Raw genomic sequence first — 22,834 nt, 5'->3', positions numbered from 1 at the left:
GGCGGCGCGACCTCACTCACTGTGAACGACCCCACACAGTGGTGTGTATGGTGTGCTTCGAAGAAAGGACGCCCCCTTGGCTGAAGGCAAGAAGCTCGTCATCGTCGAGTCCCCGACGAAGATGCGGTCTATTCAGGGATACCTCGGCGACGGCTATGAGGTGCTCAGCTCCGTCGGGCACATCCGCGATCTCGCCGACAAGAAGGACATCCCGGCCGCCGACAAGGAGGCATACGGGAAGTACTCGATCGACATCGAGAACGGCTTCGACCCCTATTACGTCGTCTCCGATCGCAAGACGAAGACGGTCGCCGAACTCAAGCGCGCCCTGAAGACCGCCGACGAGCTCCTGCTCGCCACTGATGAGGACCGCGAGGGCGAGGCGATCGCCTGGCACCTGCTCGAGACGCTGAAGCCGAAGGTCCCCGTCAAGCGGATGGTCTTCCACGAGATCACGAAGGATGCGATCCAGGCGGCAGTCGGCAACACCCGCGAGCTCGATCACGACCTCGTCGACGCGCAGGAGACCCGCCGGATCCTCGACCGCCTGTACGGGTGGGACGTCTCGCCCGTGCTCTGGTACAAGGTCAAGACCGGCATCTCCGCCGGCCGTGTGCAGTCCGCTGCGACCCGACTGATCGTCGATCGGGAACGCGAGCGCATGGCGTTCACCTCCGCGGAGTACTGGGACGTCGATGCCGACGCCGCAGCCACGGGGACCCACTTCAAGATCCGTCTCGTCCGCGTGGACGGCGGCCAGCTCGCCCGAGGCACCGACTTCGACGATGACGGAAAGCTCAAGAAGGCCGTCGTCATCCTCGACGAGGCGAAGGCAGCGGCGCTCGCACAGGCGATCGACGCCGTGGGCGCAGGAACCGTCACCAAGGTCGAGGCGAAGCCCGGCACTCGCAGCCCTTACGCGCCGTTCACGACCTCGACACTGCAGCAGGAGGCCGGCCGCAAGCTCTCGATGGGAGCGAAGCAGGCCATGGGCGTCGCCCAGCGCCTGTACGAGAAGGGGTACATCACCTATATGCGAACCGACTCCACGGCGCTGAGCACCCAAGCGGTGCAGGCGGCGCGGAGTCAGGCCGTCGCGCTCTACGGTGATGCTGCCGTGCCGCTGAAGCCCCGCGTCTACAAGTCGAAGAGCAAGAACGCGCAGGAGGCCCACGAGGCCATCCGTCCCTCGGGAGAGAACTTCCGCAAGCCCGCGTCGCTGTCCGGCGAGCTCGACCGCGACGAGCAGCGGCTGTACGACCTCATCTGGAAGCGCACGGTCGCCAGCCAGATGGCCGACGCGAAGTACGAGACGACGACCGTCACGATCGCCGTCGACACCTCGTCCGAGCTCACGGGCGCAGACGCCGCTCAGCTCGCCGAGTTCACCGCATCCGGCACGGTCTACACCTTCAAGGGCTTCCTCGAGGCCTATGAAGAAGGGCGTGACGAGAAGCGCGGCGATGCGGATGCCGCGGAGAACCAGTCGCTGCCCGCCGTCGCCGTGGGCGACGAGCTCGCCGTGGCGGATGCCGAGGCCAAGGGCCACCGCACGACGCCGAAGCCCCGCTACACCGAGGCGTCGCTCGTGAAGGTGCTCGAGGAGAAGGGCATCGGCCGTCCGTCGACCTTCGCATCGATCCCCGAGACGATCCTCGACCGCGGTTACGCGGTCAAGCGCGGTCAGGCACTCGTGCCCACCTGGCTCGCCTTCAGCGTGGTGCGCCTCCTCGAGGAGCATTTTGCCGACCTCGTCGACTACGACTTCACCGCAGCGCTCGAAGACGACCTCGACACGATCGCGCGCGGTGAGCGCAACCGCGTGGAATGGCTCAAGTCCTTCTACTTCGGCTCGGACTCTCGTACGGGTCTGCGTCAGGTGGTCGACAACCTCGGCGAGATCGATGCGCGCGCCCTGAACTCGACGCGCATCACCGACACGGCGACGCTCCGATTCGGCAAGTACGGGCCGTACCTCGAGATCGCCGACCTGGAGAACCCCGAGGCGAAGCCGCGCATCGTCAACGTGCCGGAAGACCTCGCCCCGGACGAGCTCACGGCCGCGAAGGCGCAGGAGCTCATCGATGCTCCCGTCGCCGGAGATCGCGTGCTGGGGGAGAACCCCGAGAACGGCAAGATCATCGTCGTGAAGGACGGGCGGTTCGGTCCCTACGTGCAGGAGAACGACCCGGTGTCCGAGGACGCCGCGGTCGACGAGTCGACCGGAGAAGTCGTCGAGACGCCGAAGCCGAAGCGCGGAGCGAAGAAAGCGACGGCCCCGAAGCCGCGTACTGGATCGCTCTTCCGTTCGATGTCGGTGGACTCGATCGACCTCGACACCGCACTCCAGCTGCTGAGCCTCCCTCGCGTGGTGGGCGCCGACCCGGAATCTGGCGACGAGATCACGGCCCAGAACGGACGGTTCGGCCCGTACCTGAAGAAGGGCACGGATTCCCGGTCGCTCGAGAGCGAATCGCAGATCTTCGATGTGACGCTCGAGCAGGCGCTCGAGATCTACGCGCAGCCGAAGTATGGTGCTGGGCGCCGTGCCTCCAGCGCGTTGGCCGAGTTCGAAGCTGACCCGGTCAGCGGCAAGCCGATCCGGATCCGCGACGGCCGCTTCGGCGCCTACGTGACCGACAGCGAGACCAACGTGACGATCCCGCGCGGACAGAAGGTCGAGGACATCACGTTCGAGATCGCCGTGCAGATGCTGGCCGACAAGAGGGCGAAGGGTCCCGCGCCGAAGCGCGGCGCACGCTCGACCGCGAAGAAGGCACCGGCCAAGAAAGCGCCGGCCAAGAAGCCTGCTGCCAAGACGTCCGCTGCGAAGTCCACCGCGACGAAGTCGACGGCGGCGAAGAAGCCCGCGGCCAAGAAGGCGACGAGCACGGCGACGTCTGCGGCCCGGTCTGCAGCGGCGAAGAAGGCGGCCGCCACCCGCGCGGCCAACGCCGCAGCGAAGGCGGACTCGTGACCGCAGGTCCCGGTGCGTGGATCACACTCGAAGGCGGAGACGGCTCGGGCAAGACCACGCAGTCGAACCTGCTCGCTTCGTGGTTGACGGATGCCGGACACACGGTCGTGCGCACCCGTGAGCCCGGCGGTTCGGAGGTCGGCCAGCTCATCCGCGACATCGTGCTGCATCACCGGGGCGACATCGCACCGCGCGCCGAGGCACTGCTGTACGCCGCCGACCGCGCACACCACGTCGCCACCGTCGTCCGCCCGGCCCTCGCGCGTGGCGAGGTGGTGCTGCAGGATCGATACCTCGACTCCTCGGTCGCGTACCAGGGCGCGGGCAGGGTGCTGGATGCGACGGAGATCCGTGACCTGTCGCTGTGGGCTGCCGAAGGGGCACTGCCCGATCTGACCGTGCTGCTCGACCTCGACCCTGCGACCGCCCGAGTGCGCCTCGACTCGGCGGACAAGCCGTTCGACCGACTGGAGGCCGAGGAGGCGGAGTTCCACGGTCGCGTCCGCGACGGGTACCTCGCCCTCGCCGACGCGGAGCCCGAGCGGTTCCTCGTGGTGGACGCCGCTGCATCCGCCGACGACATCGCCGCCCGCATCCGCGACCGCGTCGACGGACTGCTCGCCTCCCGCTGAATCCGGCCAGCCCGGCCGCGCCCGGTGCGGCGGGCGTCGGTGGTCCCGATTAGGCTGAGGGCATGCCCCAGATCGTCGCCGCCCCGTTCCCGTGGGCAGACGTGTGGGGGCAGGATGCCGCGGTCGAGACTCTTCGCGCCGCCGCATCCGATCCGGCCGCTCTCTCGCACGCCTGGCTCATCACGGGCCCACCCGGGTCCGGCCGTTCGACGCTCGCGCACGCATTCGCGGCCGCGCTCATCGCTGATCACCCCGAAGACGAGAACGCCATGCGGCAGGTGCTCGCCGGCACCCATCCCGATGTCACGGCGCTCCGCACCGACAAGGTGATCATCACGATCGCCGAGGCCCGTGCCCTCGTCGAGCGCTCGTACTTCGCACCGTCCGCCGGGCGCTACCGGGTCATCGTGGTCGAAGACGCCGACCGCATGGTCGAGCGCACCTCGAACGTGCTGCTCAAAGCGCTCGAGGAGCCGCCCGAGCAGACCGTCTGGATCCTGTGTGCCCCGAGCGAGGCCGACCTGCTGCCGACCATCCGCTCCCGGGTGCGCTCTCTGCGCCTCCGCGAACCCGACGTGGCCGACGTCGCCCGACTGATCAGCCTGCGCACCGGCGTCGACGAGGGCATCGCCGAGCAGGCCGCGAGGCACGCTCAGCGCCACATCGGAATGGCGCAGCGGCTGGCGACAGACGAATCAGCGCGTCGCCGTCGTGATGACACCCTGCGATCCGTGCTGGGAGTGCGCGGTGTCGGAGACGCCGTCGAAGTCGCAGGCACGATCATCCAGGCGGCGACCGAAGACGCGAAGGCGCTCACCGCCGAACGCGACGCGAGCGAACGCGCGTCGTTGCTGCACACCATCGGCATCGCCGAAGGGCAGGCCGTGCCGCCGGCGCTGCGGACGCAGCTCTCCGCTCTCGAAGACGATCAGAAGAAGCGGGCGACTCGCAGCCTGCGCGACGGCATCGATCGGGTTCTCACCGACCTGCAGTCGATGTTCCGCGACGTCGTGATGCTGCAGTTCGGCCGCGCAGACGATCTGATCAACGGCGAGCTGCGCGCCGAGCTGGGCGCCCTCGCGTCCGCCTGGGCGGAGACCCGTACTCTTGTCGTACTTGACCACCTTGCCGAGACGCGTCAGTCGCTGGAGCGTAACATCGCCCCGCTGCTCGCCCTGGAGAGCTTGCTCGTGACCGTCGCGAGCGGGAGGAAACCGTGAACACTCGATCCATTTCCCGTGCCCACCGTTTCCGTCGCGCCGCTGCGGTGATCGCGGGCCTGGCGGCAGCATCCGTCGCCCTCTCGGGCTGTCTGTACGCGATGATCCCCGAAGACGCCGCCCCGCGTCCTTCGAAGACCAATGCGCCCGACACCGAGGGCGTTGCCGCCGACCTGCTGCCGTTCTACTCGCAGAAGCTCGAGTGGACCGACTGCGGTTCCGGCTTCGACTGCACCGAGGTGACCACGCCGCTCGACTGGGAGAACCCCGGCGACGGTGACATCACGCTGTCGGTGGTGCGCCACCAGGCGGAGGGCACGGCGATCGGCTCGCTGCTCACCAACCCGGGTGGTCCCGGTGCCAGCGGCGTCTCCCTCGTGAAGGACAGCCTCGACTTCGCGGTCGGTGCCGACCTCATCGAGAACTACGACGTGATCGGCTTCGACCCCCGCGGAGTGGGGGAGTCAACGCCGGTGACCTGCTACGACGCGACCGACATGGACGCCTACCTGTACACGATCCCGTCCGCGAAGCGCGGAAGCGCCGAGTGGGAGTCGGAGCTGCTCGACTCGCACAAGGCCTTCGCCGAGGCGTGCGACGCCAACAGCGACGGCATCCTTCCGCACATCACCACGATCAACGCGGCGCGTGACATGGACTTGATCCGCGCGGTGCTCGGCGACAAGGAACTGAACTACCTCGGCTACTCGTACGGCACGTTCCTCGGTGCGACCTACGCGAAACTGTACCCGGAGAAGGCCGGCCGCCTGGTGCTCGACGGTGCGATCGATCCTGCCGTTCCCGGGCTCGAGGTCGGCGCGACCCAGGCCCTCGGCTTCGAATCGGCGCTGCGCGCTTTCATGAAGAGCTGCCTCGATTCCGGATCCTGCCCCTTCAACGGCACGGTCGACGAGGCCATGGCCGACCTCGGAGCGCTCCTCGCGAGCGTCGATCGATCGCCCATCGAGAACGGCGACGGTCGTCTGCTGGGTGCGGACTCGCTGATGACCGCCATCATCGCCGCGCTGTACTCGGAGGACAACTGGAGCTTCCTCTGGGAGACCCTGGGGGAGGTGCTCCAGGGCGACACGCTGAACGCCTTCTACCTCGCCGACTTCTACAACTCGCGCGAGGACGACGGTACCTACACCGACAACTCGACCGAGGCGTTCCGTGCCTACAACTGCATGGACTACCCGGTCGAAGACGATCCCGCCGCCGAGGCGGCCATCGAGAAGAAGATCGCCGAGGGTGCGCCGACGATCGCGCCGTACTGGAACGGTCCCGACTCGTGCTCCGTCTGGCCCTACCCGCCCACCGGAACGCGCGGCGAGATCAGCGCCGACGGCGCCGGACCCATCCTCGTGGTCGGAACGACGAACGACCCGGCGACCCCGTACGAGTGGTCCGAGTCGCTCGCCGACCAGCTCGAGGAGGGCGTGCTCATCACCCGCGTGGGCGAGGGGCACACGGGGTACAACAAGGGCAACTCCTGCGTCGATGACGCCGTCGAGGCTTTCTTCCTCGATGACGTGGTTCCGGAGGACGGCCTGCGCTGCGAGTGATCGCGGCTCGATTCGCGACGAGCCACGAGACAGGGTAATATCGGTGATCGCGCCGCTCACGCGTCGCACGCCGCTTTAGCTCAGTCGGCAGAGCATCTCACTCGTAATGAGAAGGTCGTCAGTTCGATTCTGACAAGCGGCTCCGAAGGCCCCGTGATGTGAATAACATCACGGGGCCTTTCCCGTTTCCCACGGCGTACGCTCGAACCATGAGCAGAGCACTCCTCGTCGTCGATGTGCAGAACGACTTCACCGAGGGCGGAGCCCTCGCGGTCGCCGGGGGAGATGCGGTGGCGTCCGCGGTCTCGGCGTTCCTCGCAGCGCACGCCTCCGACTACGCCGTGATCATCGCATCGCGCGACTGGCACGACGCCGAGGGCGACAACGGCGGCCACTTCGCCGAGACGCCCGACTTCTTCGACACCTGGCCGCCGCACTGCGTGGCCGGGACCGACGGCGCCCAATACGACCCGCTGTTCGAGACGGATGCCGTGACGCATCACGTGCGGAAGGGGCAGGGCAAGCCGGCGTACTCGATGTTCGAGGGCACGACGGAGACGGGGGACACCGTCGGTGCGATCCTCACCGCCGCGGGCGTTCTGAGCGCGGATGTCGTCGGCATCGCCACCGATCACTGCGTGCGGGCGTCGGCTCTCGATGCGATCGCCCACGGCGTCCAGGTGCGGATCCTCACCGACCTCGTCGCGGGTGTGGGCGCGGAGTCGAGTGATGCCGCGCTGGCCGAACTTGCGCACGCCGGTGCCGCGCTCGAGAGCGCTGGCGCGTGAGCCGCAGCGTTCTGCTGCTGCGCGCCGTGAACGTCAGCGGGCGCAACACCGTGCCGATGGCACGGCTGCGCGAAGTGCTCGCCGCCGAGACCGACCTCGCCGACGTGTCCACGTACATCGCGAGCGGCAACGTGATCTGCGCGACGCCCTCGAAGCCGACCGCCGCCTGTGCCGCGGTGCAGCAGGCGATCGCCGCAGAGTTCGGCGTCGACACCCCGGTGATCCATCGCACCCACGCCCAGCTCGTCGAATCGGAGAAGGCGCAGCCCTTCCCCGAGGGCGAGGAGAAGTTCGTGCACGCCATGTTCCTGGCGGGCTCGCCGAAGGCCGGAGCCGTCGCAGCGCTGGAGGAACGGCGACAGCCGGACGAGCGTCTCGCACTCCTGGGCGACGATCTGTGGATCGACTACGGCCCGGGAGGCGTGCACTCCACGAAGCTCACGAAGGCGGTGCTCGATCGCGCCCTCGGCGTCGCCGGCACCGCGCGCAACCTGCGCACGACCCGCAAGCTCATCGAACTGACCGCGTGACAGGAGCGGCGGACGCCGATCGCGCGGTCAGGGTCGGTTTCCGCCTCGTTCCGACGAGAGCGCTGTCGGCGGCGAGAGCGGATGAGGCTGCAGGTCGACGCGCCGCGTCCCGCAGTCCGCGCAACGCACGTAGAGGACGATGCCCTCACTGGTCGGATGCCGCGACTCGGTGAGCCAGGCGTGCTCGTGCGAGGGAGCGGGCGGTGAGAGGCGGGGGATCGGGAGGGTGTTCAGCGAGGTCATGCCTCCAGCGTGATGTAATGTTCTTATGCATCTCAACCCTTACGGCGAATATGCTGTCCTGCTGGCGGCATCCCTCGCCAATGACTGGCCGGCAGACCGGGCAGGCATCGAGGAGCGCACGCTCGAACTCGGCATGACGCAGACGTTCCCGTCGGCGCCCGGCGACCACTCTGCGATCAGGGCGGTCATCGACGACTGGCTCGCGATCGTCGACGAGTCCGACCCCGACGCGCGCGCCGATCTGCTCAACGCGCAGCTCGCCGCTGCGGCCGCCTACCCCCGTCTCACGAACCACGACAGCGAGGGGTGGCACCTGCACTACCGCGACGACGTGCCGTCATTGCCGTACGTGCTCCGGGCGATCATCAGCCTCGGGACGTCGCTGCACCTCGTCACCCGCGGTATGAGCCGGTTGGGCCGATGCGAAGCCGCTCCGTGCACGAACGTCGTGGCCGACGTCACGCGCAACGGCCGTCAGCGCTTCTGCTCCGTGCGGTGCGCCAACCGCGCCGCCGTGCGCCGCCACCGCGCCCGGGCCGCCTGAGGGCGCCCCGTCGGTCGCGCGTCAGGCAGTCTGGCCCGCGTGCTTCCCTTCGCCGATCTCCTCGACGAGCTTCGCGTTGAATGCGGGCAGATCGTCCGGGGTTCGGCTCGAGACGAGGCCCTCGTCGACGACGACCTCCTCGTCGACCCAGGTCGCCCCCGCGTTGCGAAGGTCGGTCGTGAGGCTCGGGTAGCTGGTCAGGGTGCGCCCATCGACGACGCCGGCTTCGATCAGAATCCAGGCGCCATGGCAGATGACGCCCACGGGCTTGTGCTGCTCGAAGAACGCGCGTGCCAGGGCGATGGACGGCTTGTCCAGGCGCAGGTGGTCGGCGTTCACGACCCCTCCGGGCAGCACCAGCGCGTCGAACTGCTCCGCCTGAGCATCCGCTGCCACGAGATCCACGGACTGCTCATGTCCGTTCTTGCCTGTGATCCGGCCGGTCTCCGGGGCGATCAGTGTCGCGCTCGCGCCCTCTCCGGTCACCGCGTCCCACGGGCTCGTGAGCTCGCTGTCTTCGAATCCGTCTGTTGCCAGGAATGCCACTCGGCTGCCGGTGAGAGTCATCGTTCATCCTTCCGTGGGGGAGTCTCATCCCGTTCTCGGGAATGACTCGACCCTCTCGCGAAGCGCGGAATGGGTGAAGGGGGTGGCCGCCGAGCGGCGGCGATGATACGGAGGGAATCGATCGACTGCGGTGGGCCCCGTGGGGCTCGAACCCACGACCCGCGGATTAAAAGTCCGATGCTCTGCCAACTGAGCTAGAGGCCCCTGCGATCAAGTCTAGTGCGCACAGAAGGGCCCGCCGGTGACGTATCACCGGCGGGCCCTTGTCCTTCTCACGTTCCTCCCCCGAGACGGGAGAAGGTCGCTCGCCGGGATGTCTCACCCGGCAGGCTGTGCCCGAATTACATCGGGGGCATCAGAACCGTGTCGATCAGGTACACGGTCGCGTTGGCGGTCTGGACGCCACCGCAGATGACGGCCGCTTCGCCGTTGACCATCAGGTCGTCGCCGCTGCCGGTGACCTCGAGGTCAGCACCGTTCACCGTCGGGTGGGTGCCGTCGATGTCAGCCGGAGCGATCTGGCCGGGGACGACGTGGTACGTCAGGATCGCGCTGAGCGTGTCGGCGTCGGTCTTGAGAGCCTCGATCGTGGCCGGGTCGATCTTCGCGAATGCGTCATCCACCGGTGCGAAGACCGTGAACTCGTCACCGTTGAGCGTGTCGACGAGGTCGACGTCAGGGTTGAGCTGGCCGCTCACTGCAGCGACGAGCGTCTTGAGCAGCGGGTTGTTGGAAGCGGCCACTGCGACCGGGTCCTTCGACATGCCCTCGACGGAACCTGCGCCATCCGGCACGGCTTCGGCGTACGCGGCGCAGCCGGAGCCGACCAGGTTCGCGGCCGGGTCCATGGGCTCGGTCGACGGCTCCGTCGACTCCGAGCTCTCGGGCTTCGTCGACTCTTCCGCGGGGGTGCTGCCCATCGAACAGGCAGAGAGCAGGAATGCGCTCGCCAGCGTGAGAGTGATTGCCGCGGTGATCTTCTTCTTGGTGCTGAACATCTCGAGCTCCTTCAGAAACTGAGCCACGGCCTCTCCGTGGCGTCGACAGCTGTTCGGAGCCCCCTGGCGATCGGATGGGAGAAATCTCAGATTGATCGAAATCCGCACCGATCCGAGGGAAATCCGCCCCGATCCATTCGTCACGTTCGGGTGACGTCTGCACGGAAAGAGGAGGGAAGTGCGGCATGCTGGAGGGGATGGTCATTGACGGGATGGACGTACCGGAGGACGGGACGGCGAGCGATGCGGTCGCTGCACTCCTCGTGCGTATCGCCGACGGTGACCAGCGCGCCTTCGCGGAGCTGTATGACGTGCTCTCCTCGCGCGTGTTCGGTCTGATCCTCCGCGTCCTGGTGAACCGTTCGCAGAGCGAGGAAGTGCTGCAAGAGGTCTTTCTCGAGATCTGGCAATCCGCCTCGCGCTTCGCTCCGAACAGAGGTCAAGGACGATCGTGGGTGATGACAATCGCACATCGTCGGGCCGTGGACCGGGTGCGTGCATCTCAGTCCAGTGCGGACCGTGATGTACGGGCGGGCCTGAGAGACATCGGTGTGGCGCACGACAGTGTCGCTGAGCAGGTGGAGCTCGGGATCGACGGTGAGAAAGTCGTCGAAGCACTCACAGAACTGCCGGAGGTGCAGCGCGAAGCACTCGTGCTGGCGTACTACGGCGGTTACAGTCAAAACGAAATATCGGTGCTCGTGGGAGCGCCGTTGGGGACGATCAAGACGCGGATGCGGGACGGGCTGAGCCGTCTGCGCGCAGCCATGGGGGTGACAGCATGAACGAGAAGGACTTCGCAGAACTCGCGGCTGGCGCTGCCCTGAACGCGCTGTCGCCCGACGACCAGCTGCGCTTCCGGGATGCGCTCGACGCACACCCGGAGTGGCGTGCGATCGCCGAAGCGGATGCCGAGACGGCCGACTTCCTGGCTGACGCCGCAGCGCACGTGACCCCGCCCGCCAGCATCCGCACGTCCCTGCTCGCGCAGATCGCGGTCACGCCGCAGGGCGTCGAGACGGGCGGCGCTGACGACGGCGATTCCGCCGTCGACCAGATTCCCGTCGACCAGCTTCCCGCAGACCAGCTTCCCGCAGACCACGCCGAGAGCGGCGCTCGTCCGGCACCCGTCCGCCGACGCTGGACGCGGACGATCTTCGCCCTCGCTGCCTGCCTGGCCGTGCTGGTCGGTGTCGGGATCGGCGCCGCGGCCCTCAACGGGCAGCTGAACCGTCCGGCATCCGTCGTCGCACTCGAGCAGATCCAGGCCGCCTCCGATGCGGAGCAGGCCACGGTCGACCTCCCCGATGGAGGGACTGCGACGGCGCACTGGTCGGCGTCCGCCGGCGCAGCCGTGCTCGTCACCGACGGCATCCCGGCTCCCGCCGACGGCAAGGACTACGAGCTCTGGTACGTCCGCGGCGAGAACGCGATCCCGGCCGGAGTCTTCGACGTCGAAGACGGCCGTGCGACGGCCGCACTCGACGGAGACATGCACGCCGGCGATGTCATCGCGGTGACCGTGGAGCAGGCCGGAGGCTCACCCACCGGTACGCCGACGACCGATCCGGTCATCGTCATCCCCACGGCCTGAGCGGTCCCGATCGCGGGTAGCCTGGTTCGATGCCCGAACAGCATCACCGCCCCGTTCGTCGACCGACCAGCTCGTTCGACAATCTCGTCGGCGCGCACGATCCGGCGGAAGAGACGCGGGTCGCCCACGCGACGGCATCCGCTCTGCTCACGCGCGTTCGGGCGGACGAGAGCGGCGCGAGCGCCGAGCGTCTGGTCGCCTTCACCGCCGAGCACGGCATCGACGCGATCGCGGAGCTGTGGTCGAAGGCGCCGTCCCGCACCCTGCCCGGAGCACTCTGGCGCCTGTACATCCTGCAACTGGCGATCCATGGGGATCCGCGCACGGCAGCGCTGCTGTACGAGCGGGGCCGGGTGGAGCTTCCCTCGGCGGACGTCGTCATCGCCGGCGCCCCCGTGCCCGCCGACCCGGACGAGCTCGTCGCCCTCATCGACACGATCCTGCGCGGGGCGTTCCGCGGCGACTTCGCGGTGGCGCTCGATCGAGCCGCAGCCTTCTGCCGGGTGCAGGCGTCCGGTGCCACGCATACGGCCGACGACTACGAGCCCACCGAGCCCGCTCGTGCCAGCGAGCTCACGACGCGCGCGCTGCGGTTGAGCAGCTACGCACAGGATCTGTCGGCCGCGGCAGTGCTGTGGCGGACGGGGATGCTGGCCTGACGGGCGAGGGCTGAGGGGCACTGCCCCCGGGCAGAGAAAGACCGGGCCGCAAAAACGCCTCACGGCGGAAGGCCGCTCAAAGCGGCAAAAAATGGAGCCCGGGGTTATGCGGCCCGGCCGTTCAATTGTAACGCGATACGCCCGTCGGTATTCCCGGCCTCTAGGCTCGGAGCATGACCCGGCGCTTCGCACTGATGATCGATCCTGTCACCGTCGACGAGGACCGCTCCGACTACAGCGGCACTTTCGTCCAGGTGGACGCCGCAGCGCCCGCCTTGAGCGTGGGGGAGCTGAGCACGCAGCGCGGTGACGGCGTCTTCGAGTCCATCGGCGTGATCGACGGGCACGCGCAGGAGGTCGTGCCGCACCTCGAACGGCTGGCGCACTCGGCGCGGCTGTGCGACCTTCCCGCGCCGAACCTCGCCCAGTGGCGGCAGGCGATCGAGCAGGCTGCTCTGCAGTGCGGCGACGGCGAGGCAGTCATCAAGCTCATCCTCAGTCGCGGAGTCGAGCACGGGCCGACCCCGACGGCGTGGGTGACCGCCGCCCCGGCATCCGACTTCCGCACCGTGCGCACCGAAGGGGTGCGCGTCGTGACCCTCGATCGCGGGTACGACCTGGGTGTGGCGGAACGGGCGCCGTGGCTGCTGCTCGGCGCGAAGACGCTGTCCTACGCGGTGAACATGGCCGCCCTCCGGGAGGCGCACCGACGTGGAGCGGACGACGCGATCTTCCTGTCCAGCGACGGGTTCGTCCTCGAGGCGCCGACGGCGTCCCTCGTCCTCCGGTTCGGCGACCGCTTCGTGACGCCGGCGCCCAACGGCGGCATCCTGCATGGCACCACCCAGCTCAGCGTCTACGAGTACCTGTCGGGGCGAGGCTTCGACGCCGGGTACGACCGCATCCCGGCCGGCGATCTGCCGCGAGCGGATGCCGCCTGGCTGGTCTCGAGCGTGCGCCTGGCCGCCCCGATCACCGCCGTCGACGGCGTCGAGCTCCCGGTGGATCGCCCCCTCACCGCCGAGCTGAACGAGTACCTGCTGTCGCCGCGCGACTGAGCCCGCTGCGTCTCTCCCTCTCCGCCTCTCCCTCTCTCTCTGAGCACGGCTTCGGACGGGCGGCGCGACACGCCGGGGTTCCGTGGCTGGACGCGGCGTGTCGCCGCGCGGATCCGAAGTCATGCACGGCGGATCGTCGCGACGACCGCCCGTTCGACCAGGTCCCAGTCGTGCACGACCATCGCGTAGTCGAAACGCAGAGTGGCGTGTCCCCAGAGCGCGGCGTTGGCATCCCGCACCAGATCCTTGTGTCGGCGTGACGGTCCCTCGTGATTCTCCCGTCCGTCGGTCTCGACGATGAGCCAGCCATCGATGAGGAGATCGACCTGCCCGGTCCCGATGATCTGCGCCTGCGTGCGAACTGTCCACCCATAGGCCCGCAGCCGAAGACGCACGAGAGATTCGAGCCCGCTGTCGGAATCACCACGCGAGAAGACCACGAGGTCTCTCCCCTTCGCGCTCAGGACCTTGCGCAGCCACCGGAGGCCTCCGGCATCGATGGCGCCTTTCCGCCGAGCAGACTCCAGCGCGACGAAGAAGTGTTCGCCGCCCCGGCAGCGGAAGATCTGGAGGAGTATCCGGGGGACGGCCGGGAGCGCGAACGGAGACGGGGCGTCTCCTTCATCCCAGTGCACGACGCAGGTGCAGGCGCGGCCGTCGTGCGAGTACTGATGTCGATCTGCGTGCATCCAGACGTGCATCTCCGGATCGCCGAGCACCCAGAGACCGAGGTGCCGCGCCGCTGACTCGCAGCCGAGAGCACCGCCGTGGGCGGCGGCTGCGAGAACCGGTGCGCAGGCTTGCGCCCCGGCGTAGACGCCTCGACGAACGCGCGCGAGAGAGCCGAGGCGCATTCGATGCTCGATCTCGCGACGAGTCATCGTCTCGCGCAGCGCGCGATAAGTCCACACCTGGTCGCCGTCTGTTCCGCACATCGATCGAGGATGCCGTGGCCCCGGCATCCGCTCTCGCCCTCAGGCCGCGATCCGGGTACATCTGGTGCTTTCCGTGACCCGTGCAGGGACAGTCACGCCGGGCACAGCTTCGGAGTCACGGTCGAACACGCCGCAGAACCGACCGCTCCATCGGGGTGTCGTGCGTCGACTCCGAAGCCGTGCACGGGGCTGAGGGGAGGGGCAGGGGACAGGGGACAGGGGACAGGGGACAGGGGACAGGGGGGCAGAGGGGGGAACAAGAAGGGCTCGGATGCCGAAGCACCGAGCCCTTCTCTGGAGCGGGGACCTATCCGAAGCGGCCCGAGACGTAGTCCTCGGTGGCCTGGATCGACGGGGTGGTGAAGATCGTCGTCGTGTCGTCGTACTCGATGAGCTTGCCGGGCTTGCCGGTGCCGGCGATGTTGAAGAACGCCGTCCGATCGGAGACGCGGCTCGCCTGCTGCATGTTGTGCGTCACGATGACGACCGTGTACTGCTGCTTGATCTCGGCGATCAGCTCTTCGATCGCGAAGGTGGAGATCGGGTCGAGGGCCGAGCAGGGCTCGTCCATCAGGATCACGTCGGGGGCGACGGCGATCGCCCGCGCGATGCACAGACGCTGCTGCTGACCGCCGGAGAGACCCGAGCCGGGCTTGTCGAGACGGTCCTTCACCTCGTTCCAGAGGTTCGCGCCCTTCAGCGACTGCTCGACCAGGGCGTCCTGGTCGCTCTTGGCCATGCGCGTGTTGTTGAGCTTGACGCCCGCGAGCACGTTCTCCTTGATCGACATGGTCGGGAACGGGTTGGGCCGCTGGAAGACCATCCCGACGCGACGGCGCACGAGCACGGGGTCGACGTTGGCGTCGTAGAGGTTGCGTCCGTCGATCAGCACCTCGCCCTCGACGCGGGCGCCGGGGATGACCTCGTGCATGCGGTTGAGCGTGCGGAGGAAGGTCGACTTGCCGCAGCCGGACGGGCCGATGAACGCCGTCACGGTGTTGGGCTTGATGTCGATGCTCACACCTTCCACGGCGAGGAAGTCGCCGTAGTAGACGTTGAGGTCGTTGACTTCGATGCTCTTGGACACCTGGGATCCTTCTGCTTGATCGGGAAAGGGAGCCGGCTCAGCGGCCGTTGGTCTTGGGGGCGAACACCTTGGCGATGACGCGCGCCAGCAGGTTCAGGAGCATCACGATGACGATCAGCGTGAGTGCCGAGGCCCAGGCACGTTCGATGAACGCGTCGGACGGGATGCCGGGGTACTTGGCCTGCATGTAAGAGAACACCGGCAGGGTCGCCATCTGCCCGCTGAACATGTTGAGGTTCAGGCTCGGGACGATGCCGACGGTGAGGAGCAGCGGGGCGGTCTCGCCGATGACGCGGGAGATGGCCAGCATGATGCTCGTCGTGATTCCGGCGATCGCGGTGGGAATGACGACCTTGAGGATCGTCAGCCACTTCGGGACGCCGAGTGCGTATGCCGCCTCGCGCAGCTCGTTCGGGACGATGCGCAGCAGCTCTTCCGAACCTCGGACGACGACAGGGATCATCAGCACCGACAGCGCGAGTGAGCCCATGATGCCCATTCGTGTTCCCGGCCCCATGATGAGCGCGAACACCGAGTAGATGAACAGACCCGCGACGATGGACGGGATGCCGGTCATCACGTCGACGAGGAAGGTGATGCCGCGGGCGAGACGGCGGCCCTCACCGTACTCGACGAGGTAGATCGAGGTCATCAGGCCGATCGGCACGGAGATGATCGTCGCGCCGAGGGTGATGAGAACGGTGCCCCAGATGGCGTGGATCGCGCCACCGCCCTCGCCGACGACGTTGCGCATCGAGAAGCTGAAGAACTCTCCGTCGAAGCGGGTGAGTCCGTTGACGACCACCGTGTAGAGCAGCGAGATGAGCGGGAGCAGGGCGACCACGAACGCCGAGGACACGAGCGCGGTCATCAACCGGTCCGTGGCATGGCGACGGCTCTCGACGACGGACGACAACGCGAAGATGGCGATCATGTAGAGCAGCAGGCCCACGATCAGCGTGAGCGCGATGTTGAAGTCGGCCGGGTCGCCGCCGCTGTTGGCGAGGGCGAAGACCACGGCCGAGACCGCGAAGCATCCGAGAAGCAGCGCCCAGGGCGCCCACTTCGGCAGGTGGCCGGCGGTGGTCGACATGGTGGTCGGCGCCGGGGCGATGGGGGTGGCAGTGGCGGTCATGTCAGTTGGCTCCCGAGAACTCGGCGCGGCGGGAGACGATCCAGCGAGCGAGGAAGTTGACCGCGAAGGTCACGATGAACAGGATCAGACCGGCAGCGATGAGGGTGTTGACGCCCTCGTCGTGTGCCTCGGGGAACCGCAGGGCGATGATGGCGGGGATCGTCGTCGGGTTCTCGGGGTTGATGAGGTTGAAGGTGACGATGCCGAGCGGCGACAGCACGAGTGTGACCGCCATGGTCTCGCCGAGTGCACGGCCGAGGCCGAGCATGGCGCCCGACACCATGCCGCTGCGAGCGAAGGGCAGTACCGCCATGCGGACCATCTCCCAGCGGGTGGCGCCCAGGGCGAGCGCGGCTTCCTCGTGCAGACGCGGAGTCTGCAGGAAGACCTCTCGGCAGATCGCGGTCATGATCGGGAGGATCATCACCGCGAGGACGAGTGATGCCGTGAGGATCGTCTTGCCGGTTCCTGAGGGGGTGCCGGAGAAGAGCGGGATGAAACCGAGGTTCTCGTTCAGCCACTTGTAGAACGGCACGAGCATGGGGGCGAAGGTGAGCGCTCCCCAGAGGCCGAAGACGACGGACGGGACCGCGGCGAGGAGGTCGATCACGTAGCCGAGCACCCCGGCGAGGCGCCGCGGGGCGTAGTGCGAGATGAACAGCGCGATGCCGATCGCGATCGGTGCGGCGATGACGAGGGCGATGGCGCTCGACCACAGCGTTCCGAAGACGAAGGGCCACACCCAGGAGACGAACGACTCGCCCTCGAGGATGTGGTTGCCGGACGTGTCGGGGGCGAGCGCGGGGACGGCCTGGATGATCAGGAAGATCGCGACGGCCGCCAGCGTGACGAGGATGATGATGCCGGCGCCGAGGGCGGTTCCGGAGAAGATGCGGTCGCCGCGCCGGCGCAGGGTGGGGCGTGCTTCGGACGGACGGACGTCGCTTTCAGGATCCGTCGTGGTGGTTGTCATCGGAGCGGCTCCACTGGTTCGGCGGGACGTTCGGGCTTTTCATACGGGTGCCCCCGCATGTGCTGGTCTGCTGTCGATCAGCACACGCGGGGGCGTCGGGGTCCTCAGCGCGGGGCTGAGGACCGGATCACTTGGTGACGATCGCGTCGATCGCGGCGCTGACCTGGTCGCGCAGCTCGCTCGAGATGGGTGCGCTGCCGGCGGCGTCGGCAGCGACCTTCTGGCCGTCCTCCGATGCGACGTACTCGAAGTAGGCCTTCACGAGCGTGGCGGTCTCGGCATCGTCGTACTCGACGCAGCCGATGAGGTACGAGACCAGCGCGATCGGGTAGGAGCCTGCGGGAGCGGCGGCCGGGTCGACCGCGTAGGCGAGGTCGTGGTCCGAGCGGCCCTCTTCGAGCGGCGAGGCGGCGACGAGCGCGGCGGCGGCGTCAGCCGAGTACGGCACGTAGTCGCCCTTGACCTCGACGGCGACCTGGCCCAGGTCCGACGCCTGCGAGGCGTCTGCGAAGCCGATGTAGCCGACGCCGTTGGTGATGGCGTTCACGACGCCGGAGGTGCCGTCGCCGGCCTCACCGGTCTGCAGCGGCCACTCGTCGCTGGCCTCGTGGGTCCAGACGTCGGGTGCGACGGCGCTGAGGTACTTGGTGAAGGTCTCCTGCGTGCCGGAGGGGTCTGCGCGGTGCACGGGGACGATCGCCTGGTCGGGCAGGTCGACGCCCTCGTTCTGCGAGGCGATGGCCTCGTCGTTCCAGTTGGTGATCGTGCCGGCGAAGATGCCCGCGATGGTCTTGCCGTCGAGGTTCAGCTCGTCGATGCCGTCGAGGTTGAACGCGACCGCGACCGGGGAGATGTAGACCGGGATCTCGACGATCTCGTCGGATGCGCAGGAGCCGAAGCCGCCGGCGGCGAGCTCGTCGGCGTTGAACGCGCGGTCCGAGCCGATGAAGTTGGAGGAACCGGCGATGAAGTTCTCGCGGCCGGTGCCCGAGCCCGTCGCGGTGTAGTTGACGGTCGTGTCGGGGTTCGCGGTCTGGAACGCGGCGACCCATGCCTGCTGTGCGGCTTCCTGCGACGACGCGCCGGTGGCCTCGATGGTTCCGGAGAGGGTGGACTCGGAGGGGGCGTCGGTGTTGCCGCCCGTGCCGCCTTCGTTCGCGGCACAGCCGGCGAGTGCGAGAGCGGCCACGGCGCCGATGGCGCCGATTCGTGCGATTCGGGAGATCTTCACTGTGGATCCTTCGATCTTGGATGGGTGGGGCCCGGTGCAGGGCACACAGTGACGCTATGTGCGGCGGTTAACGAGACTCTCCCGCACAGGTGAACGGCAGGTGAACGACGGACGTCTCTCTGGGGCGGCTCCCAGCGCCCGTGCGGGCACGCGGCGGCGTCCCGCCCGAGGGCGATGTGCGTCGACGGACGGTCAGACCTTCGGGATGTGAGTTTCGATCGCGATGATGCCGGAGCCCGGATTCGTCGAGGAGAGATGCACCACCGAGAACGCGCCGGGGTCGAGGTCGGCAGCGCTGCTGAGATAGGAACCCTGGATCGTGCCGGTCGCGAGGGCGATCTCGGACAGCAGACCGGGGAGCACGGGGCCGTGGCTGCAGAGGATGGCCGGCTTGCCGGCGCGCACGCGGCGCCCGACCACGTGACGGAGGTCGTCGGTTCCGTCTTCCCAGGCGTCCTGACTGATCTTCTCCGTCGTGACGAACTTGCGGTCGAGCTCGCGTGCGAGAGGCGTCACCGTCTCGACGCAGCGCACCGCATCGCTGGTCACGATCTTGCGTACGCCGAACGCGCGCAGCGGACCCACGATGGACTTCGCCTGTCGACTGCCGCGTTCGGTCAGCGGCCGCGCGGCATCCGTCCCGTCCCATTCCGAACGAGGCATGGCTTTCGCATGGCGCAGCACGATCACGGGGAAGGTGCGCAGTGCGCCGTCGTCGACGAGGTGGCTGAAGAAGTCGAGGATCTCGAGATCGACGGGGTAGCTGAGCTTCGCGCTCGCCTTCTTCACGCTCACCCATTCGAGCGCCGCGATCTCGCGATTGGGTACGAAGGTCGACTCCCGGATGGCGTCATCCGTGGCTTCGGCTGCCCAGTAGTGCACGACCTTCTGCTTCTGCGACGCGAGGTGGTAGCGGCTCACGCCCACCGGGACGCCCAGGGAGACGCGGATGCCGGTCTCCTCGTGCACTTCCCGCACCGCGGTCTCGGCGAGCATCTCACCCGGATCGACCTTGCCCTTGGGTAGGGTGACGTCGCGGTACTTCGTGCGATGGATCAGCAGGATGCGGAGCTTGCCGTCCACGACGCGCCACACGACCGCCCCGGCGGCGTAGACCGCCTTGTCCGTCCACTTCGAGGACGGCGACTGCGTCTTGCCGTGGGCGTTCTGCGTCTGCCGGACCGTCATCGGACCGCCCGCGCGCGCCGACGCCGCTGGATCAACCCCATGGTCTTGTCCTGCAGATCGATGAGCGGCTTGCCGTCGGCATCCTCCGCGTGCCGCTGCCACACTCCACCGGCGCCGAGGTGCCACGACGTGGTGCCGGGATCCATCGCCAGGTCGAAGAACGACTGCAGCTCCTTGAGGTGATCCGGGTCGGTGACGCGCACCAGCGCCTCGACCCGGCGGTCGAGGTTGCGGTGCATCATGTCGGCGCTGCCGATGTACACCTGGGGGTCGCCGTCGTTCTCGAAGGCGAAGATGCGCGAGTGCTCCAGATACCGGCCCAGGATGCTGCGCACCGTGATGTTGTCGCTGATCCCGTCGAGGTCGGTGCGCAGGCTGCAGATGCCACGCACCCACACCTCGACCGTCACCCCGGCCGCGCTGGCACGGTAGAGCGCGTCGATGATCTCCTCGTCGACCATGGAGTTGACCTTGATGCGGATGTGCGCGGGTTTGCCGGCTTCGGCATTCTTGCGCTCGGCATCGATCTGGCGCACCAGGCCCTTGCGCAGGTGCAGGGGCGCGACGAGCAGGCGCTTGAACTTCTTCTCGATGGCGTAGCCGCTGAGTTCGTTGAAGAGACGAGTGAGGTCCTTGCCCACCTGCGGGTCGGTGGTGAACAACCCGAAGTCCTCGTAGATGCGGCTGGTCTTCGGGTTGTAGTTGCCAGTGCCGATGTGCGAGTAGTGGCGCAGCACCCCGTCCTCCTCGCGGATGACGAGTGCCAGCTTGCAGTGCGTCTTCAGTCCGACGAGGCCGTAGACGACGTGCACGCCCGCCTTCTCGAGCTTGCGCGCCCAGACGATGTTGTTCGCCTCGTCGAAGCGCGCCTTGACCTCGACCAGCGCGAGCACCTGCTTGCCTGCCTCGGCGGCATTGATGAGGGCTTCGACGATCGGGCTGTCGCCCGACGTGCGGTAGAGGGTCTGCTTGATGGCGAGCACGTGCGGGTCGCGGGCGGCCTGCTCGAGGAACGCGACGACACTGGTGGTGAACGATTCGTACGGGTGATGCACGAGCACGTCCGACTTGCGGATCGCCTTGAAGATGTCGGCGCGCGTGTTGCTGCCGGTGGGCTGGAACGCGACCGCCGTCGTCGGCAGATGCGGCGGATACCTCAGGTCGGGGCGGTCGATGCGGGAGAGGTCGAACAGTCCGCGGAGGTCGAGCGGGCCGGGGAGCCGGTAGATCTCCTGATCGGTGATCTCGAGCTCGCGGACGAGGAGCTCCATGGTGACCTCGTCCATGTCGTCCGTGATCTCGAGACGGATGGGCGGACCGAAGCGGCGGCGCAGCAGCTCGGCCTCGAGCGCCTGGATCAGGTTCTCGCTCTCGTCCTCCTCGATCTCCACGTCTTCGTTACGGGTGAGGCGGAAGGCGTGGTGGTCGAGCACCTCCATGCCGGGGAACAGGTCTCCGAGGTGGTTCGCGATGAGCTCCTCGAGGGTGAGGAAGCGCTTGATCTCACCGGCGCCCGGTACCTCGACGAACCGGGGGAGCATGGGCGGCACCTTGAGACGCGCGAACTCCTGGCGGCCGGTGCGGGCGTTGCGGATGCGGATCGCGAGGTTCAGCGAGAGGCCGGAGATGTACGGGAACGGGTGCGCAGGGTCGACGGCGAGCGGCATGAGCACGGGGAACACCTGGGCGCCGAAGTACTCGGAGAGCTTCGCGCGCTCCGCATCGGTGAGCGCGGACCATTCGGTGATCTCGATACCGGACTCCGCGAGCGCCGGGCGCACGAGCGATGTCCACGCCTCGGCGTGGCGCAGTTGCAGCGCGTGCGCCTCGCGGGCGATGTCGGCGAGCGCGTCGGCGGGGGAGCGGCCGATGTTGGTGGGGACGGCGAGGCCCGTGACGATGCGGCGCTTCAGGCCGGCGACGCGCACCATGAAGAACTCGTCGAGGTTGCTGGCGAAGATCGCCAGGAAGTTGGCCCGCTCGAGTTCGGGCAGGGACGGATCCTCCGCGAGTTCCAGCACCCGCTGGTTGAAGGCCAGCCAGCTCAGCTCCCTGTCCAGGTACCGGTGGTCGGGCAGGAGGGCATCCGGGGCCTCGACGGCGTCGAAGTCGTCGTCTTCGGCGTCGCCGAGGCCTGCGTCGGCGAGTGCGGGATCGATCATGGGGTACATCTAAGCACCGGCAGGTGACGCACGCGTGAACGGAGCACTTCCGTCACCTCGCTCCGGCCAGCGTCTCGTCCTCGTACACGTTGAAGCGGTAGCCGACGTTGCGCACGGTGCCGATGATCTGCTCCTGGTCGCCGAGCTTCGCGCGCAGACGCCGCACGTGCACGTCGACCGTGCGGGTGCCGCCGAAGTAGTCGTAGCCCCACACCTCGCTCAGCAGCTGCTCGCGGGTGAACACGCGCGACGGGTGGGTCGCGAGGAAGTGCAGGAGCTGGAACTCCTTGTAGGTGAGGTCCAGCGGTTTGCCGTGCAGCTTCGCCGAGTACGACTGCTCGTCGATCGAGACGCCGGAGGCCTGCACGCGGGAGGGCTCGGCGACCTCGTCGCGGCGCGCCAGGCCGAGGCGCACACGGGCGTCGATCTCGGCGGGGCCTGCGTTCGCGAGGAGGACGTCGTCGATGCCCCAGTCCCCGGAGAGTGCGCTCATCCCGCCCTCCGTGACGACGAGCAGCAGCGGGGCATCCTGCCCTGTCGCGCGCAGCAGACGGCACAGCGACTTCGCGCTGACCAGGTCATGGCGCCCGTCGACGATCACCACGTCGTAGTCCGGCGCATTGACGAGCTGAGCCGGTTCGGCGGGGATCTGCCGCACACGGTGGCTGAGCAGCTCCAGGGCGGGCAGCACCTGCTCCGTGAGGGGAGCGTTGGTCAGAACCAGCACCACAGCCACGCGCACTCCTCA

22 protein-coding genes and 2 tRNA genes are annotated in these 22,834 nt (G+C 68.0%); 12 read left to right on the top strand and 12 right to left on the bottom strand.

The genetic code is table 11. The annotated features are described in order from the left end of the window. Positions 1-76 precede the first annotated feature (76 nt). The 7 genes from topA (at position 77) to V5D55_RS00500 (ending at position 7,712) form a co-directional block, all read left to right on the top strand. The gene (gene topA, locus V5D55_RS00530; RefSeq protein ID WP_435746612.1) at positions 77-2,977 is read left to right on the top strand and encodes a type I DNA topoisomerase; all 2,901 of its coding nucleotides are present in this window, start codon (positions 77-79) and stop codon (positions 2,975-2,977) included. Continuing rightward, the gene (gene tmk, locus V5D55_RS00525; protein WP_435746610.1) at positions 2,974-3,609 is read left to right on the top strand and encodes a dTMP kinase; all 636 of its coding nucleotides are present in this window, start codon (positions 2,974-2,976) and stop codon (positions 3,607-3,609) included. Before topA ends, tmk begins: the two co-directional genes overlap by 4 nt. Before the next feature lie 62 nt (positions 3,610-3,671). Next, the gene (locus tag V5D55_RS00520) at positions 3,672-4,829 is read left to right on the top strand and encodes a DNA polymerase III subunit delta' (protein WP_435746608.1); all 1,158 of its coding nucleotides are present in this window, start codon (positions 3,672-3,674) and stop codon (positions 4,827-4,829) included. Beyond that, positions 4,826-6,394 carry an alpha/beta hydrolase gene (locus V5D55_RS00515; RefSeq protein WP_435746606.1) on the top strand — a complete coding sequence of 523 codons (1,569 nt, stop codon included), beginning with the start codon at positions 4,826-4,828 and terminating at the stop codon, positions 6,392-6,394. The genes V5D55_RS00520 and V5D55_RS00515 overlap by 4 nt, the downstream gene beginning before the upstream one ends. Positions 6,395-6,463: 69 nt before the next feature. Continuing rightward, positions 6,464-6,536: transfer RNA gene (locus tag V5D55_RS00510), tRNA-Thr, on the top strand. Positions 6,537-6,603: 67 nt separating this feature from the next. Next, entirely contained in the window at positions 6,604-7,182 is a 579-nt protein-coding gene (locus tag V5D55_RS00505; RefSeq protein ID WP_435746604.1) for an isochorismatase family protein, read from the top strand. Then, positions 7,179-7,712 carry a DUF1697 domain-containing protein gene (locus tag V5D55_RS00500; RefSeq protein WP_435746602.1) on the top strand — a complete coding sequence of 178 codons (534 nt, stop codon included), beginning with the start codon at positions 7,179-7,181 and terminating at the stop codon, positions 7,710-7,712. The genes V5D55_RS00505 and V5D55_RS00500 overlap by 4 nt, the downstream gene beginning before the upstream one ends. Positions 7,713-7,739: 27 nt before the next feature. Here the strand turns inward: V5D55_RS00500 and V5D55_RS00495 are convergent, their stop codons facing one another. After that, entirely contained in the window at positions 7,740-7,955 is a 216-nt protein-coding gene (locus V5D55_RS00495) for a hypothetical protein (protein ID WP_435746600.1), read from the bottom strand. Positions 7,956-7,980: 25 nt separating this feature from the next. On the opposite strand from V5D55_RS00495, the gene V5D55_RS00490 reads away from it, so the two are divergent. Continuing rightward, complete coding sequence (locus V5D55_RS00490; protein WP_435746598.1) at positions 7,981-8,499, top strand: CGNR zinc finger domain-containing protein; 519 nt, start codon at positions 7,981-7,983, stop codon at positions 8,497-8,499. A gap of 21 nt (positions 8,500-8,520) precedes the next feature. On the opposite strand, the gene V5D55_RS00485 is transcribed toward V5D55_RS00490, so the two are convergent. From V5D55_RS00485 to V5D55_RS00475, 3 genes are all read right to left on the bottom strand, one after another. Further along, positions 8,521-9,066 carry a type 1 glutamine amidotransferase domain-containing protein gene (locus tag V5D55_RS00485; protein ID WP_435746596.1) on the bottom strand — a complete coding sequence of 182 codons (546 nt, stop codon included), beginning with the start codon at positions 9,064-9,066 and terminating at the stop codon, positions 8,521-8,523. A gap of 131 nt (positions 9,067-9,197) precedes the next feature. Then, positions 9,198-9,270: transfer RNA gene (locus V5D55_RS00480), tRNA-Lys, on the bottom strand. Between the two features lie 137 nt (positions 9,271-9,407). Next, on the bottom strand, positions 9,408-10,064 hold the full coding sequence (locus tag V5D55_RS00475; protein ID WP_435749233.1) for a fasciclin domain-containing protein: 657 nt from the start codon (positions 10,062-10,064) through the stop codon (positions 9,408-9,410). 185 nt (positions 10,065-10,249) lie between these two features. Between V5D55_RS00475 and sigK the strand changes: the two genes are divergently transcribed. The 4 genes from sigK (at position 10,250) to V5D55_RS00455 (ending at position 13,375) form a co-directional block, all read left to right on the top strand. After that, on the top strand, positions 10,250-10,849 hold the full coding sequence (gene sigK / locus V5D55_RS00470; RefSeq protein ID WP_435746594.1) for an ECF RNA polymerase sigma factor SigK: 600 nt from the start codon (positions 10,250-10,252) through the stop codon (positions 10,847-10,849). Beyond that, a complete protein-coding gene (locus V5D55_RS00465; protein WP_435746592.1) occupies positions 10,846-11,658 on the top strand; it encodes an anti-sigma factor in 813 nt (270 codons plus the stop codon). Before sigK ends, V5D55_RS00465 begins: the two co-directional genes overlap by 4 nt. Positions 11,659-11,687: 29 nt before the next feature. Next, positions 11,688-12,317 carry a DNA-directed RNA polymerase subunit beta gene (locus V5D55_RS00460; protein WP_435746590.1) on the top strand — a complete coding sequence of 210 codons (630 nt, stop codon included), beginning with the start codon at positions 11,688-11,690 and terminating at the stop codon, positions 12,315-12,317. 173 nt (positions 12,318-12,490) lie between these two features. Further along, positions 12,491-13,375: an aminodeoxychorismate lyase gene (locus V5D55_RS00455; protein ID WP_435746588.1), complete on the top strand. Its 885-nt coding sequence runs from the start codon at positions 12,491-12,493 to the stop codon at positions 13,373-13,375. 119 nt (positions 13,376-13,494) lie between these two features. Here V5D55_RS00455 and V5D55_RS00450 read toward each other — a convergent pair whose 3' ends face one another. From V5D55_RS00450 to V5D55_RS00415, 8 genes are all read right to left on the bottom strand, one after another. After that, positions 13,495-14,310 (bottom strand): endonuclease domain-containing protein, encoded by an 816-nt coding sequence (locus V5D55_RS00450; RefSeq protein ID WP_435746586.1) that lies wholly within the window; start codon positions 14,308-14,310, stop codon positions 13,495-13,497. A gap of 307 nt (positions 14,311-14,617) precedes the next feature. Then, complete coding sequence (pstB, locus tag V5D55_RS00445) at positions 14,618-15,397, bottom strand: phosphate ABC transporter ATP-binding protein PstB (protein WP_435746584.1); 780 nt, start codon at positions 15,395-15,397, stop codon at positions 14,618-14,620. Positions 15,398-15,434: 37 nt separating this feature from the next. Then, on the bottom strand, positions 15,435-16,532 hold the full coding sequence (gene pstA, locus V5D55_RS00440; RefSeq protein WP_435746582.1) for a phosphate ABC transporter permease PstA: 1,098 nt from the start codon (positions 16,530-16,532) through the stop codon (positions 15,435-15,437). 1 nt (position 16,533) lies between these two features. Next, positions 16,534-17,505, bottom strand: coding sequence for a phosphate ABC transporter permease subunit PstC (gene pstC / locus V5D55_RS00435; RefSeq protein WP_435746580.1), 972 nt, complete (start codon positions 17,503-17,505; stop codon positions 16,534-16,536). Positions 17,506-17,632: 127 nt separating this feature from the next. Continuing rightward, positions 17,633-18,736: a phosphate ABC transporter substrate-binding protein PstS gene (gene pstS, locus V5D55_RS00430; protein ID WP_435746578.1), complete on the bottom strand. Its 1,104-nt coding sequence runs from the start codon at positions 18,734-18,736 to the stop codon at positions 17,633-17,635. Between the two features lie 192 nt (positions 18,737-18,928). Further along, entirely contained in the window at positions 18,929-19,924 is a 996-nt protein-coding gene (locus V5D55_RS00425) for an NUDIX hydrolase (RefSeq protein WP_435746576.1), read from the bottom strand. After that, entirely contained in the window at positions 19,921-22,086 is a 2,166-nt protein-coding gene (locus tag V5D55_RS00420; RefSeq protein WP_435746574.1) for an RNA degradosome polyphosphate kinase, read from the bottom strand. The genes V5D55_RS00425 and V5D55_RS00420 overlap by 4 nt, the downstream gene beginning before the upstream one ends. 52 nt (positions 22,087-22,138) lie before the next feature. Beyond that, positions 22,139-22,822: a winged helix-turn-helix transcriptional regulator gene (locus V5D55_RS00415; protein ID WP_435746572.1), complete on the bottom strand. Its 684-nt coding sequence runs from the start codon at positions 22,820-22,822 to the stop codon at positions 22,139-22,141. Positions 22,823-22,834: the final 12 nt, after the last annotated feature.

This window comes from Microbacterium sp. PMB16, assembly GCF_051294855.1.
Taxonomy (GTDB): Bacteria; Actinomycetota; Actinomycetes; order Actinomycetales; family Microbacteriaceae; genus Microbacterium.
Note: the sequence above shows the minus strand (reverse complement) of the source record. Positions and strands in the feature narration are given on the sequence as shown.

Coding starts and splice junctions, on each gene's coding strand:
- V5D55_RS00520 (WP_435746608.1), top strand. CDS start 3,672: ATGCCCCAGATCGTCGCCGCCCCGTTCCCGTGGGCAGACGTGTGGGGG.
- V5D55_RS00475 (WP_435749233.1), bottom strand. CDS start 10,064: ATGTTCAGCACCAAGAAGAAGATCACCGCGGCAATCACTCTCACGCTG.
- V5D55_RS00490 (WP_435746598.1), top strand. CDS start 7,981: ATGCATCTCAACCCTTACGGCGAATATGCTGTCCTGCTGGCGGCATCC.
- pstA (WP_435746582.1), bottom strand. CDS start 16,532: ATGACCGCCACTGCCACCCCCATCGCCCCGGCGCCGACCACCATGTCG.
- V5D55_RS00460 (WP_435746590.1), top strand. CDS start 11,688: ATGCCCGAACAGCATCACCGCCCCGTTCGTCGACCGACCAGCTCGTTC.
- V5D55_RS00505 (WP_435746604.1), top strand. CDS start 6,604: ATGAGCAGAGCACTCCTCGTCGTCGATGTGCAGAACGACTTCACCGAG.
- V5D55_RS00450 (WP_435746586.1), bottom strand. CDS start 14,310: ATGTGCGGAACAGACGGCGACCAGGTGTGGACTTATCGCGCGCTGCGC.
- V5D55_RS00420 (WP_435746574.1), bottom strand. CDS start 22,086: ATGATCGATCCCGCACTCGCCGACGCAGGCCTCGGCGACGCCGAAGAC.
- sigK (WP_435746594.1), top strand. CDS start 10,250: ATGCTGGAGGGGATGGTCATTGACGGGATGGACGTACCGGAGGACGGG.
- V5D55_RS00425 (WP_435746576.1), bottom strand. CDS start 19,924: ATGACGGTCCGGCAGACGCAGAACGCCCACGGCAAGACGCAGTCGCCG.
- V5D55_RS00495 (WP_435746600.1), bottom strand. CDS start 7,955: ATGACCTCGCTGAACACCCTCCCGATCCCCCGCCTCTCACCGCCCGCT.
- V5D55_RS00485 (WP_435746596.1), bottom strand. CDS start 9,066: ATGACTCTCACCGGCAGCCGAGTGGCATTCCTGGCAACAGACGGATTC.
- V5D55_RS00465 (WP_435746592.1), top strand. CDS start 10,846: ATGAACGAGAAGGACTTCGCAGAACTCGCGGCTGGCGCTGCCCTGAAC.
- V5D55_RS00455 (WP_435746588.1), top strand. CDS start 12,491: ATGACCCGGCGCTTCGCACTGATGATCGATCCTGTCACCGTCGACGAG.
- pstC (WP_435746580.1), bottom strand. CDS start 17,505: ATGACAACCACCACGACGGATCCTGAAAGCGACGTCCGTCCGTCCGAA.